14 protein-coding genes are annotated in these 13,941 nt (G+C 34.4%); 5 read left to right on the forward strand and 9 right to left on the reverse strand.

Features of this window, described 5'->3' with window-relative positions:
- Positions 1–160: 160 nt before the first annotated feature.
- The gene (locus FLY87_RS09250; RefSeq protein ID WP_012546249.1) at positions 161–1,075 is read left to right on the forward strand and encodes a restriction endonuclease; all 915 of its coding nucleotides are present in this window, start codon (positions 161–163) and stop codon (positions 1,073–1,075) included.
- Positions 1,076–1,276: 201 nt separating this feature from the next.
- On the opposite strand, the gene FLY87_RS09255 is transcribed toward FLY87_RS09250, so the two are convergent.
- The 9 genes from FLY87_RS09255 to hisA all read right to left on the reverse strand — a co-directional run bounded on the left by FLY87_RS09255 (position 1,277) and on the right by hisA (position 10,140).
- On the reverse strand, positions 1,277–1,489 hold the full coding sequence (locus FLY87_RS09255) for a type II toxin-antitoxin system HicB family antitoxin (protein ID WP_012545302.1): 213 nt from the start codon (positions 1,487–1,489) through the stop codon (positions 1,277–1,279).
- A 54-nt stretch (positions 1,490–1,543) separates the two neighbouring features.
- Positions 1,544–3,097, reverse strand: coding sequence for a bifunctional aminoglycoside phosphotransferase/ATP-binding protein (locus FLY87_RS09260; protein WP_141267028.1), 1,554 nt, complete (start codon positions 3,095–3,097; stop codon positions 1,544–1,546).
- Positions 3,094–4,278 carry an L-2-hydroxyglutarate oxidase gene (gene lhgO / locus FLY87_RS09265; protein ID WP_141267030.1) on the reverse strand — a complete coding sequence of 395 codons (1,185 nt, stop codon included), beginning with the start codon at positions 4,276–4,278 and terminating at the stop codon, positions 3,094–3,096. Before lhgO ends, FLY87_RS09260 begins: the two co-directional genes overlap by 4 nt.
- The gene (locus FLY87_RS09270; RefSeq protein ID WP_141267032.1) at positions 4,275–6,029 is read right to left on the reverse strand and encodes a carbon starvation protein A; all 1,755 of its coding nucleotides are present in this window, start codon (positions 6,027–6,029) and stop codon (positions 4,275–4,277) included. The genes lhgO and FLY87_RS09270 overlap by 4 nt, the downstream gene beginning before the upstream one ends.
- A gap of 154 nt (positions 6,030–6,183) precedes the next feature.
- Entirely contained in the window at positions 6,184–7,020 is an 837-nt protein-coding gene (hisF, locus tag FLY87_RS09280; protein WP_141267034.1) for an imidazole glycerol phosphate synthase subunit HisF, read from the reverse strand.
- Between the two features lie 44 nt (positions 7,021–7,064).
- Positions 7,065–7,364: a nucleotidyltransferase domain-containing protein gene (locus FLY87_RS09285; protein WP_141267036.1), complete on the reverse strand. Its 300-nt coding sequence runs from the start codon at positions 7,362–7,364 to the stop codon at positions 7,065–7,067.
- Positions 7,351–7,896, reverse strand: coding sequence for a hypothetical protein (locus tag FLY87_RS09290; protein WP_219995009.1), 546 nt, complete (start codon positions 7,894–7,896; stop codon positions 7,351–7,353). The genes FLY87_RS09285 and FLY87_RS09290 overlap by 14 nt, the downstream gene beginning before the upstream one ends.
- Positions 7,893–9,272: a TRM11 family methyltransferase gene (locus FLY87_RS09295; protein ID WP_373920420.1), complete on the reverse strand. Its 1,380-nt coding sequence runs from the start codon at positions 9,270–9,272 to the stop codon at positions 7,893–7,895. Before FLY87_RS09295 ends, FLY87_RS09290 begins: the two co-directional genes overlap by 4 nt.
- Before the next feature lie 148 nt (positions 9,273–9,420).
- Positions 9,421–10,140 (reverse strand): 1-(5-phosphoribosyl)-5-[(5-phosphoribosylamino)methylideneamino]imidazole-4-carboxamide isomerase, encoded by a 720-nt coding sequence (gene hisA, locus FLY87_RS09300; protein WP_141267040.1) that lies wholly within the window; start codon positions 10,138–10,140, stop codon positions 9,421–9,423.
- A gap of 21 nt (positions 10,141–10,161) precedes the next feature.
- Between hisA and FLY87_RS09305 the strand changes: the two genes are divergently transcribed.
- From FLY87_RS09305 to FLY87_RS09320, 4 genes are read left to right on the forward strand one after another with little or no spacing between them, the layout of a single operon-like run.
- Entirely contained in the window at positions 10,162–10,758 is a 597-nt protein-coding gene (locus tag FLY87_RS09305) for a bifunctional 2-polyprenyl-6-hydroxyphenol methylase/3-demethylubiquinol 3-O-methyltransferase UbiG (RefSeq protein WP_141267042.1), read from the forward strand.
- Positions 10,759–10,802: 44 nt separating this feature from the next.
- The gene (locus FLY87_RS09310) at positions 10,803–11,771 is read left to right on the forward strand and encodes an SIS domain-containing protein (protein WP_141267044.1); all 969 of its coding nucleotides are present in this window, start codon (positions 10,803–10,805) and stop codon (positions 11,769–11,771) included.
- Positions 11,771–12,826 (forward strand): LptF/LptG family permease, encoded by a 1,056-nt coding sequence (locus FLY87_RS09315; RefSeq protein WP_012546094.1) that lies wholly within the window; start codon positions 11,771–11,773, stop codon positions 12,824–12,826. The genes FLY87_RS09310 and FLY87_RS09315 overlap by 1 nt, the downstream gene beginning before the upstream one ends.
- Before the next feature lie 4 nt (positions 12,827–12,830).
- The gene (locus tag FLY87_RS09320) at positions 12,831–13,940 is read left to right on the forward strand and encodes an LptF/LptG family permease (protein ID WP_141267046.1); all 1,110 of its coding nucleotides are present in this window, start codon (positions 12,831–12,833) and stop codon (positions 13,938–13,940) included.
- Position 13,941 lies beyond the last annotated feature (1 nt).

Consider the following 13,941-nt stretch of genomic DNA (forward strand, 5'->3'; position numbering starts at 1 on the left):
TAAACAACATAGTAAAGACTTAGAGAATTGCAAACATTCCATCTGATAGTCAAAGCTTTTCACATACTCTTATAAATTTTAAGTCTATAATATTTTTTTGAGTTTTGGATATAATGTCTCTGAATTAATCAAAAATTATATTACCCGGAGGTAAGATACCATGATTCCGGATGATAAGACAATAATGTTACCTTTACTGATGTTACTCTCTGATGAAAAGGAAATACACATAAAAGATATTGTAAATGAACTTGCCGAAAAGTTTAAATTAACAAGAGAAGAAAAGGAAAAATTATTACCAAGAGGCAATGAACCAATATTTAATAATCGAGTACGCTGGGCAAAAACCTACTTACAAAAAGCTGGACTTTTAGAAATACCACGAAGAGGATTTTTAAAAATCACTCAAAGAGGTTTAGAGGTTTTAAAAGAAAAGCCAGATAAAATAAATTTTGAATTTCTTATGAGATTTGAAGAATTCAAAATTTGGAGGAACTTATCTTATAAACAAAAGAAAGAAGAAAAACTAAACATAGAAAATAAATCAACAGAGGAAGGAACCCCAGAAGAAGTAATCTCCTCAAAAATTGAAGAAATTAATAACTTAGTAAAATATGATTTAAAAAGTAAAATCAAATCTTTAACTCCAGAACAATTCGAGAGATTTGTGATTGATATCTTATTAAAAATGGGATATGGAGGTTCTTTTGAAGAAGCGAGTCAGCATATAGGTAAAAGCCACGATGGTGGTATAGATGGAATTATAAAACAAGATATTCTCGGCTTAGATAATGTTTACATCCAAGCTAAACAATGGACAGGTAATGTTGGTGCAACAGAACTACAAACATTTGTAGGAGCATTACAAGGTAAAGGGAAAAAGGGGGTCTTCATTACTACTTCACAATTTACAAAAAATGCAACAAAATATGCAAAATCACTATCTGATATTAAAGTTATTCTCATTGATGGAGATAAAATAGTTGATTATATGATGAAATTTAAAATCGGAGTGCAAACTCTAAGAAGCTATGAACTACTTAAAATAGACGAAGATTATTTTGAATTATTCTAAAAAATTTTTATTTTTTTCTTCAAAAAGCATCTTATGATTCAAACTTTTTTCTAAGTATGAGATATTCAAGCGAACATCGGAAATGTCCTCGGGTTACTTGATTCTATATTATGTTCTTATAATGTGCAACCTTTTTTGGTATTTTGTAATTCCTATTTTTGGGGAGACTGGTAAGGAATCATACTATAATTAATCAATATCTTAGGCATAGGAAAAAATTTCTTCCTTAACCATGTGAAGTCTTATAATCTTTGGATAATCCTCTTCTTTTTCAAAATGACACTTAATCGCATCTTTAATATTCATTTTCAATTCCTCTAAAGTATCAGCCTGAGTAAATATAGAATACCCAAGAGCTGAGGCATTATATCCACCTTCTGGGTCTTCCTCTACAATAAAAATTATTTCAAGCATAAAGCCCTCCAACTATTTGATATATATTCATGATTAAACATAAACTCTCTAACTCTAACAACTCTCCACTCCATAAACTCTCTCTATCACTCTCCCAATCAAATCCGTTCCCTCTGAAGTATCAAGCTTTATAAGTTTTTGAGGGTCCACTTCATCGGGAGCTTCAAATTTTTCTTTCTGAGCAAGGTATATTTCCCAGCGGGCATCGGAGATGTCTTCGGATTCTTTACGCTTCATAAATCTTTCTCTTACAACGTTGTCATCAGCGACACACCAAATCCAGTAAATATCAGCAAAACTTAGCTTACGGGCTACTGTTTCCCGATAGGCTCTGTCTCTAAATGTAGCATCAAGTATCACATCTCTGCCTTTTAATAGTACCTCCTCTGCAAGGGCTATCATTTTTTCATAGGTTTTCTCTGTGTATTCTCTGCTATAAATTCCTCTCTCAAAGGGTTCATAATGATGCTCTGTTGGTGCAATTCCTACAAGGCTTTTTCTTACAATGTCTGAAGGAATCCATTCTGCAAGGGTCTCTTTGGCAAGGGCTCTGGCAAGGGTTGATTTGCCTGTTCCTGAAAGTCCAAAAACGACAAAAACTCTGGGCTTGCCCTCTGCATAGAGATAGGCAAGGTCAAAATATTTGCAGGCTGTTTCAAGTGCCTCTTTTCTCTTTTCCTCTGACAAAACAGGGTCATCAGAGGTAAAACAGCCTATTTTCCCCCTTACATAGGCACGGTAGCATTTGTAAAAGTTGAGAACTTTCAATAAATCCCTATCCCCAGATTTTTCCACATAGGAGCTGACAAAATACTCTGAAAACTCCCCAAGCCCGTGAAAATCCAAATCCATGCTTAAAAAGGCTATATCACTTGCCACATCACCACATCTAAATCTTTCATTGAACTCAATGCAGTCAAAGATATAGACTTTCCGTAGGTCATCAAAGCATATATTGGCAGAGTAAAGGTCTCCGTGTCCTTCACGGATATAGCCTCCGTTTATGCGGGATTCAAAAAGGTCTTTTTTATACCTCAAAAAAGTCCTTGTCCAATTCACAATCTCTTCATATCTCCATCTGTTTATTGCCCGTCCCACATATCCCTTTGTCTGAGCAAAGTTTTCCTCTGTGTTAAAGGAGACTGTTTCAATTGAGCCGTGTTCGTTAACTCCTTCTCCTGTGCGAGCGTTTTTGAAGAAGGGAACAAGAATGTCCACAATAAGGTCTATGTGTTTCTGAGTAAGTGAACCTTCCCTTATTAGTTTTTCCATCATTCCATCTATGGGTAACTTTTTCATCTTTACAGCGTATTCAACTATATTCTCCACACTCTCCAACTTGTAACTCCCTTCTATCTCTGAAATAGGGATAACACCAAGATAAATATCAGGGCAGAGCCTTCTATTAAGTTCCACCTCCTTTTCGCAATAAAGTTTTCTCAGATCAAGGGTTGTAAAATCAAGAAAGCCAAAGTTTACGGGTTTTTTTATTTTGTAAACTAATTCATCGGCGATAAATACGTATGAGATGTGGGTCTGAATAATCTCTAAATTCTCAGGCTTATTCGGAAAAGATTCCTTTTTTAGCTCTGTAGCCCATTTTCTCATTTTCTTGCTCCCAAAATGTAGTCTTTAACTACATACTCTGCAAAAGCAAAGGCAGAGGTAAAAGCAGGGGAAATGGCATTAAGGATATGAAGCGTGTTTGAATCTTTGATTACCAAAAAATCCATGACAAGCTCCTTTCTGTCAATATCAATTAACTGAGGTCTGATGCCGACCTTCTTGGAAGGTAAAAGGTCCGCTGGTTCAACTCCTTCAACCATGTCTTTTATGTCTCTATAGATGTTTGCTTTTCTGTATTTTTTTATCTCTGTCAAAGCTGTATTTCTGAACTTTTTATTGCCTAAAAGAAGGGAAAAATCTCTCCAGAGAATCTTTAGAGTCTCAATCCCTAAATCATCAAGCAAACCATAGTTTTCCCTTCCCAAAGCAGGGGTAGCAGTTGGTCCCATATAGACAGTGCCGTCATGCACTTTTGTAAAATGGACACCAAGAAAGGGATTTTTTATGTTAGGTACAGGATAGATATTGCCCTTAACTAAGTATGATTTTTCCTTTTTCAATTTTTTATAAAGTCCCTTAAATGGAACAATTCTGTATTGTTTTGCCAAGCCAAAAAGATGGGCAATTTTGTCTGCATGAGAACCTGCTGCATTAATAAAGAGTTCATAGGATAGTTCACCTTTGTTTGTGAAAAGTCTGCTCTCCCGGAACCCTTTCAAAATAACTTCTTTTTCTACTTTAACTCCTGCAGTCTCTAACTCTCTCTCTAAACTCTCCAAAATCTCCTTAGGATTTATTACCGCTGTAAGGGGTGAATATAAAGCCTGCTTGCAGGTTTTGGCATAGGGCTCAATCTCTTTTAAGGTCTTTTCATCTATAAGCTCAACCTCTGCTTCATTTGCCTTTGCTCTTTTGTAAAGCTCATGAAGCAAAGGTATTTCGCTTTCTTTCTTTGTCACTATTACCTTGCCACTTTCAATAAGTGTAAGCCCTCTTTCCTTACAATATTGCTTCATGAGCAGATTACCCAGTAGGCAGAGTTTTGCCTTAAGGGAGTCGGGAGTGTAATAGATTCCTGCATGGAGCACTCCGCTGTTTCTTCCCGAGGCGTGTCTGCCAAGAGAGATTTCTTTTTCAATTATTGTTATGTCGCTAATCCCTTGACTTACAAGCTCTCTTGCAAGAGATAGCCCAGTGATTCCTGCACCACAGATGATTATCATGCCTTAACCGTTACTTCTTTGTTTTTTGCGTATTCAATGAATTTCCTCACTGCTATACCAAAAACAAACCATGCAAGAAGAAAAAGTATTATTGTAATTCCAATTAAGGGAAAGTTTCCTGAGGGAATAAATTTCTTTGTCAAAAGAAATCCTAATGAATAAATAGTCGTAGCAAGCATGAAAAGGGCAGGAAGAATTGTAAAAAGTCTTTTTTTCTGCATCATTGTAAGCCAAAGGGATAGGGCTATTAAAGCAAGTGCTGCCATAAGTTGATTTGCTGAACCAAAAACGGGCCAGACAATCGCAAACCCATTTTTATAAGCAAGTAGAAACATTGATACAATCATTATTGTGGAGTTAAAAAAACGGGAAAAAATAACACGTGGTGGTTTCTTAAAAAGCGTTCTCCAGAATTCCTGTAAAATCAGTCTTCCAAGCCTTACTGCTGTATCCAGAGTTGTTATAACGAAGCCTTCTATCATAAGAATTCCAAAAATAATTCCTACATAAGAAGGAATACCCAAAGCCTTCTCCATAAACAATCCTGAACCAAGGGCAAAGGCAAGCACAGGATTAGATTTCCCCGCCTGAGGGAAAACAATATCTTTGTAAGAAGCATAGGCAAGCCCTGCTCCGAGGGCAACAATCACTCCCACTGAAAGAATACTTTCCACAAGCATTGCGCCATAGCCGATTTTTCTTGCGTCAGACTCCTTTGATATCTGCTTAACAGTTGTGCCTGTTCCCACAAGTGTATGAAATCCACTTATTGCACCACAGGCAACAGTAATAAAGAGAATGGGCCATATTGGACCAAGCTTTGCTGCGCCTTCTGCAATATTTAATGGTGGTGTAGTAACTTCTATTCCCTTTAATCCACCAACAATAGCTGAAATAATCAAAGCAATAATGCCTCCGTAAAGGAAGAAAGAGTTAATAAAATCTCTTGGCTGAAGCACTATCCAAATAGGGATTGCAGAAGCAATAAAACAGTATATGGAGACAAGCATCATCCATGTTTCACGAGAGAATCTTACAGGTAAAGCAAAACCAATGATGACTGATAAGGCAATTATAATTAGGGAAAGCATTACAGCATAAAAAACTCTCATATTCCTTCTATAAAGAAGATAACCTATCAGAGGAGCAAAAGCAGTGATGATAATCACAGAGGTTGAAGCAATTCCGCCAACTACTGCCATGCTCTCACCAGTTTTTGGCTCAATGACTGTACGGAAAAGTGTTTGTGTTTCTGGAAGATTAAGGAGTTTAAGCTTAACCATGGAAGTCAAAGCTACACACGTAAGGTCTAAAAAAGCAGCACAGACAAGCAAGAGCATGAAAAATACAAAAATAATAAAAAGAGTAAAGCCAGCTTTGCCCATTGTTTTTTTTGCTATCTCAACAATAGAGTTGCCTTTTTCCCTGATACTTACAAAGATTGATGCCATATCGTGAACAGCACCAATAAAAATAGCTCCAAGAATTATCCATAACCATGTGGGATAAAAGCCATAAAGCAGTGCAACAGTAGGACCCACTATGGGACCAGCTCCTGCAATAGAGGAAAAGTGATGAGAAAAGACAACTAATGATTTTGAAGGAACATAATCAATCCCATCATTTATTGTTTTTGCTGGAGTAGGGTGACTATCATCTTCGTTGAAAAATTTTGAAATATAGCGAGCATAAAACCTGAAAGCAAATCCAAAAATGAATATAGAAATAACAACTACTAAAAGCGTATTCATAGGCAATATTTTATATCAAAGCATGAAAAATTATGAAATCTTTCTTTAAATTTGCTGACAAAAAGTTTGTAGGAGCAAAAGACAGTTTAATTTGCCATCAGTAAAATTAAATCGCTAATAGAAAATGAGAAACTTGAAAAAGAATTAACGCAACTTATATTCTTACAGGAATTCCTTTTTGCCTTAGAAACTCCTTTGCCTCTCTTACTGAATACTCTCTGAAATGAAATATAGATGCTGCAAGTGCTGCATCTGCTTTTGCATAGGCAAAGGCTTCATAGAGATGCTCAAGTGTACCAGCACCGCCTGAGGCAATAACAGGAATGCTCACCGCCTCTGAAATCGCCCTTGTTAGTTCTATGTCATATCCTTCTTTTGTCCCATCTCTATCCATGCTTGTTAGCAGAATCTCGCCTGCTCCGAATTCTTCCATCTTCTTAGCCCAGGCGATTGCATCAATGGGTCTCATTAATCTTCCACCATGGGTGGAAAGAACAAAGCGAGAATCTTCTCTATAGAGCACGTCACTAAGTTTTCTATCATCAAACCATGACTCTGGGGGATAGGATTTTGGATTGAAGGCTTTATCAACTCTCTTTGCATCTATTGCAATCACTATACACTGAGAACCGAAGCGTGTTGAAGCTTTTTGAATAAAATAAGGGTCTTTTACGGCAGTTGTGTTTATGGATACTTTATCTGCTCCTGCATTAAGCAGATCCCTTATATCATCAAGGGTTTTTATGCCACCACCTACAGTAAGGGGCATAAATACCACAGAGGCCGTTCTTTCAACAACATCAATGATTATTTTTCTTTTTTCATGAGAGGCTGTTACATCAAGAAAAACAAGCTCATCAGCCTCTTCTTCATTATAGTAAAGGGCATTTTCAACAGGGTCTCCTGCATCCCTGAGATTTAGAAAATTAACACCTTTTACAACTCTTCCGTCCTTTACATCAAGACAGGGTATAATGCGTTTTGCAAGCATAGCTTACTCCAAAATTTGTCTTTTGTTAATATATCTTTGTTTGTTCATATTTTTATTCCTGTTGTTCTTGCAGTTTCATATATAGAGTTTTTCTCAGGATTATCAATATGTTCCACAAGAAGGTCTATTTTTTGATCACCGATTTTCATTTTTAGCTCAGCAAGAAAACTTGCTTTCCTTTCAAGAATATCCTCTTTTAAATCTGTTTTTATGTAAATATCAATGTCTCCACCTTTTTGGGTATCATCAACTCTTGAACCAAATATACGAACTTCGCAATATTTACCAAAATATTTCTCTGCTAATACTTTTATTGTTTTTAGGGTTTTTTCATCTAATCTCATTGATCAATCTCTCTTTAAGTTTTCTGATTTCTTCCATAGACATCTCTCTTCCTTTCCCGTTTGGATAATTGCAATCCTCTTGTCCCCATATCCATTTGTATGCTTTTAGTAAAAGTTCTACTTTTTCGCCAGGAAGAGAGTGAAAAATCTCTGTTAAATTAATGACCTCGTCAGGTTCTTCTCCCACAAAAACTTTCTCAAGTGCCTCTATAATTTTAATTGTTAATTGTGGAGATGTCTTACCTTTTTCTTCCAGATCTTTCCATATATCTTTATGAGAGATAAGCCAAAGAGAATTATCCTCGGGATTATAAATCCAAACCATAAAATCTTCTCTTCTGATAGTTCCAAAGGTAAACTTGCCTCCGGGCTTTGTAATTACTACCTTTCTGCCATCAGAAATGCTTTCAACCTCATAGCCTCTGTATTTAATTTTTTCCAATGTCTGCCTGAATTGTTCGCGAGGCATATTTTTAATTTCAATTTTTTTAAGATCAATTTCGTGACTATAGATATTTTTCTTTTTTTTCATTTTACTTTTTCATAAACCAATAAATATTCATGATTAATTTTTAAATCTTTTTCTTGATTATCTTTGTGAAAATCTTTTATTTCTTCATCTTTTGTAATAATGATAATTTCTTTCAGTTTTAAAAAATCATTACTAATAGAATCAACAAACAACTTGGCTACAGGTATAATGTAACTATCAATTCTAATATCCTTTAGTTTTATTACAACATGCCCAGTTTTATTTAAAAAAGGAGTAAGCATATCAATTAGTTCGACTCCTTTGGAAAGATAATTTTTAATATCATTTTTTGAAATATCAAAGTTTTCAAATATTGAGGAATAAATCAATAAAAGGGACAAATCCTCTTTTTCTACTTTCTCCCATTTAAAATTCTTATAAGAAGAAAAACTTAAATTTACAATCTTATATTTTTTACCAGTTGCATATCTTTCAATTATATTTTTGTTCAAAAAATTTATATATCCTTTCTTAGGCAAAATCCATACAGTTGTTGTTTCCATTTCTTTTAATGTTTTTCTATAGTTACAGGTTTCTATGCTTAAGGAAATATTTTTATCATAGCTTGTATAATCTTCTTTTGAAGATAAAAGTTCCTTAGGTTTTTCAAATATGGGCAAGTATTCGTGAGCAAGGAGCAAAAAATTGTATTTTATGCTATTTTTATACCAGAATCCTGTAGTTTTACAGTTATGCTGACGTTTAATTACAAGTTCTTTAAGCCTGAAACCAGCATTAAGGTAAATATTTATCAACTTAAATCCAAGAGGCACAATGTGTTTATGTCTTCTTAGATCTCCAATTAAAATTGCACATTGCCTTCCCGGCTTTAAAACCCTATAACTTTCCTTTGCTACTTTTGCCATTTCATGCAAAAATCCATTAATATCATAAAAAGAAAGATCTCCTTCTTTATGGTCTGTATAGTGAATAATGTTTGCATAAGGTGGATGAGCACATATTAAATCAACAGAATTATCTTTAATAAAACTTAAATCACGGGCATCACCAATTAATAATTCAGGTTCATAAATTTGGTCAAATAAACCGTTTAAACTAAAATCTACATTATTTTTCGCCAATTCAATTGCTTTATCATTAATATCAAGAGCAATACACTTTCTACCAAGTAATTTTGCCTCTACAGCTGTTGTGCCGGCTCCGCAAAAATAGTCAAGGACAAGCTCACCAGGCTTACTATATTTGAGTATCACATTTCTTGGAATATAAGGAGACCAGTTTCCTCTGTATTCACCTGAATGGGTTGCCCAGTCGCCTCTTTGCTTGAAACTCCATACAGTAGAGGTTTCTTCTTTGAAATCCTTTGGAGCAAAGGATTTAGTTTTTTTATCTTTTTTAAAATTGCTAATGCTTATTCCTGTTGCTTTAGTTATGATTTTTTCTAATTGTTTATAGCTAATTTTATATTTTGCTCCTATTTCTACGTCAGAAAGTCCTCTTTTTTTGTCTTCAATAATTGCACTAATTATGTTCTTCTGTTCTTTCTGCGAGATAATTCCCATGCTATTTCTTTACCATCTCAATTGCTTCTTTTAAATTTATTGCTCCTGAATAGATTGCCTTGCCTGTTATTACTCCCCAGAGGTTTTCTATCTGGGCAAGCCTCTTTATATCCTCAAGAGAAGAAACGCCACCTGAGGCTATTACAGGAACTTTGACTGCTTCAACAAGAGCTTTTGTTGCTTCAATGTTTGGTCCTGTAAGCATTCCGTCTCTGGATATGTCTGTGTAAATTATTCCCCAGATACCATAATCCTGCATCTTTAAGGCAAGCTCTATCGCTTTTATTTCTGTAACTTCTACCCATCCTTTTACTGCCACAAGCCCATCTTTTGCATCAATGCCTACAATTATTCTTTCGGGGAACTTTTTACATACCTTTTTTACAAACTCAGGAGACTGAGCAGCAACTGTGCCAAGAATAACTCTATCAATTCCTGAAGAAATTAATAATTCAATGTCCTCAATTCTTCTTATGCCTCCTCCAACTTCTATGTTACCCCTGAAAGCTTCCCTGATTTTTTTTATTGACGGAAGATTGCTGATTTTCCCCTCTTTTGCTCCATCAAGGTCAACTACATGAAGGACTTCTGCACCTTCATTCTGCCATCTCAATGCTGCCTCTTCAGGATTATCATAATAAACTGTAACTTCGTTAAACTTACCCTGACGAAGTCTTACACATTTGCCATCTTTAAGGTCAATTGCTGGAATTATCTGCATTTTTTAGTATAACATAACAGCATGGATGAGCTTACAAAGGAATATGTAATTGATTTTTTTACCAAAAGACTAATTCATTTTAAAAACTCTCCAGAGTCTGTAGGTTGGACACAAACAGGGCAACTACTTCGTTATGAGGCAGTTTTAAAACTCATAAACCCTGAAGGCAAAAGTCTTCTTGACTTTGGCTGCGGTAAAGGTGATTTTTATGGTTTTTTGAAACAAAGGGGAATAAAATGCGACTATACTGGTATAGATATAAATCCTTCACTGATTGAGGTTGCAATAAAAAACTATCCTGAAGCAGTTTTTTATGTTAAAGACATTGAAAAAGAGCCTCTAAACAGAAAATTCAATTATACACTGGCAATTGGAGTATTTAATCTCGCAGTTCAGGATATAAAAGAGCTTATGGAAAGATGCCTGGAAATTCTTTTTCAACATACTAATGAAAAACTTATTCTTACTTGCCTTAATAAGAAAACTAAACTTAAAGATATCAGCGTAACTTATTTTACTGTAGAAGAACTGGAAAAAATTTCAAAGAAATTAACAAATAGCTATCAAATTGTAGATAATCTTATAGAAGGCGATTTGTTTTTAATTTTGAATAAATAGAGATTATTTGAATTTAACCAATCAACTCCCTTAAAATAAAACTTATGGAAAACCTTATAGAGATAGCTCAGAAGGTTCTTGCTGTTGAAGCAGAATCTTTACAAACATTAACAGAAAGAATCAATGAAGATTTTCTTAAAGCTGTTGAAATAATTCATAATTCAAAGGGTAGGGTTGTTGTAACAGGTATCGGGAAATCAGGACTCATTGGCAGGAAAATTGCTGCTACCTTAGCTTCAACAGGTACGCCTTCATTTTTTATGCATCCAGCAGAAGCAAGTCACGGTGATCTTGGTATGGTTACAGAAGAAGATGTTGTTATAGCAATCTCTAATAGCGGTGAGACGGAGGAACTAATAAGACTTATTCCATTCTTAAAGTATTTCAATGTTAAAATAGTTGCTATTACTGGAAATACTCAATCCACATTGGCTAAGCAGGCTGATGCTGTTCTTGATGTTTCAGTAAAGGAAGAAGCCTGCCCTTTTGGTTTTATTCCAACAGCCTCTACCACAGCCACACTGGCAATGGGAGATGCATTAGCTGTTGCTTTAATTATGCGTAATGGATTTAAAAAAGAAGATTTTGCTTTCTTTCATCCAGGTGGCTCTCTTGGGAGAAGGATGCTTACAAAGGTTAAAGATTTAATGCATACAGGAGATGAACTTCCTGTGTGTTTTCCGCAGACTGTCATGCTTGATGCAGTTTTAGAAATTTCATCAAAAAGGCTTGGAGTTGTTGTTGTTGTTGATGAAAACAAAAGAATTTTAGGGATTATCACTGATGGTGATGTAAGAAGGGGTGTGCAGAGATATGGGAAAGACCTTTTTGATTTAAAAGCTCGTCAAATTATGACTGTAAATCCTAAAACCATAAATGAAGACGAACTCGCAGCAGTTGCGCTTTCAGTAATGCAAAAATATTCAATAACAAGCCTTGTTGTTCCTAATAGTGATGGAACACTTGAAGGCTTAATTCACATTCATGATATCCTCAAAAAGGGCATTCTTTAATGAAAGTTATTTACAAGGCTTTAACCCGTGAACTACTTCAAAACATCGGACTTTCAATTGCTTTTTTAAATGCGGTTTTAATAATTGAAAAGCTATTCAAACTGAGTAAGATATTTGCTTCTGTTGGAATAGATTTGCCCAATCTTGTATTACTTATACTTCTTTTACAACCTCAATTGCTTATTTTTACAATTCCAATGGCTTTACTTCTCAGTATTTTACTTACATACGGAAGAACTCAGGCAGATAACGAGATGACAATCTTTATGGTAAGCGGAATGCCTTATAAAAAAACATTTAAACCTGCTATATATATCGGATTAATAGCATTTTTTTTCACTGTTTTGATGAGTTTTTATCTTGCACCAACAGGAGTAAGCCTTGTAAGAGAAAAAATTTTGACTATTCTTGCAGAGCGAGCACCTCTTGGATTAGAGGAAGGAGTTTTTAATCAGGGATTTAAAGATGTAACAATTTTTGTTAAGGAAAAACCTGATAGTTTACATTTAAAAGAAGTGGTAATTTTTGATGAAAGAAAAAACGATACAAAAATAGTAATTGCTAAAGGAGGTCTAATAAAAAAAGAAAGAGATAATATAAATTTGAGTTTATTAAATGGAAAAGCCTATTTTAATAAGGGCTTGACTTTAAATGAAGTAAGTTTTAAGGAGTATATCTTCAGGCTTTCTCCAAATATAGATCCTATAGCAAAGAAAGTTAGTGAACTTTCTTTATTTGAGCTTGTTTCAAAAATTCAGACAGAAGAGGTAAAAGCTATTGATTATAAACTGGAACTTTATAAAAGATTCGCTTTACCACTTTTATGCATAGTAAGTGTTTTTTTAGCTCCCTCATTATGCCTTATTGTTGGAAAAACTGGTAGAATCGGTGGTATTACAGTAGGACTTGCCATTTTTGCCTTTTATTATATTTTAATGATATATGGAGCTAATCTTGCAAAAGCTGGGAAAGTTTCGGCAGAGATAGGTTCTCTTTTACCCGTTATAGTTATGGCAATTTTAGCCTTTACTATGTATACACGAATTAGAAAGTAGCGAAATGAATATAAACATTGTATGTAAAAGCTATATAAAAGATTTTGTGAGAACATTTTTAGTCTTGCTTTTCTCTATGTCTTGTCTTCTTTCAATTGTTGGACTTATTGAAAAAATAGATGATTTTATGCCATATAAACCTTCAACCACTTTTTTCATTGAATATGGTTTATATAGTATTCCTCGCTACATTTTTTACTTAATACCCTTTGTCACACTTGTAACCTCACTATTTATATTTTCAATTGGCGTAAGAAGCAGGGAATTTTTGATTCTTTCTGTTTCTGGTGGAAGATTAAGAGGACTTTTAAAGCCTTTTTTAATTTTAGGCATTGTTATTTCTATTGTAGGCTTTATATTCGGAGAATTCCTTCAACCAGAATTTACAAAAAAGTTAAATTTTATGATTGAAGAACTAACCCAGAAAGGAAAGAGTTCTATACAGAAAGAGCTTTTTGTTAGAGCCAAAGACGGAACAGTTATCAAAATTGGGAAGTTTTCCCAGCAGCAGAAAAAGGCAGATGAGGTAAAAATATTTATCATAAAAAATGATGCATTGATTAAAAGAATAGATTCTCGTGAAGCAGAAATAGAACAAGATCAGTGGAAGCTTAAAAACTCCATAGTTTATGACTTTGTAGCTGGAAAAGTTGAAAAATATGATTTGATGGACTATCCACTTAATCTAAAAATTTCTATTGCAGCATTTAAAGATATTAAAAAAATTGAGGAATTTGGTATTGCTGAACTTATTCAGAAAAGAAAGGAATTAAAAAAAGTAGGACTAAGCAATCCTAAGATTGATACTGATATAAGTAGCAGGCTTTCATATAATTTTGTGACATTTTTTATGATGATACTTGGAATGTCTTTGCCTCTTGGGGCATATGAAAAATTCAACTTCCTGTTTTCAAAAGGAAAAGGCGGAAGCGCAGCAGGTGGTATAATAACTGTTGGTATAGGGCTTGTAATAACAATAATTTATTGGCTTGTATACTCGCTTTTTATGTTTATGGGATACTCAAAGATTCTTCCACCATTTATTTCACCATGGATTACGCCATTGATTTTTGGTTTTGTTTCAATCAAGCTTTATTATTCAATAAAGGAATAAT

The sequence above is a fragment of the Thermodesulfovibrio sp. Kuro-1 genome, from assembly GCF_006538445.1.
Taxonomy (GTDB): Bacteria; Nitrospirota; Thermodesulfovibrionia; order Thermodesulfovibrionales; family Thermodesulfovibrionaceae; genus Thermodesulfovibrio; species Thermodesulfovibrio yellowstonii.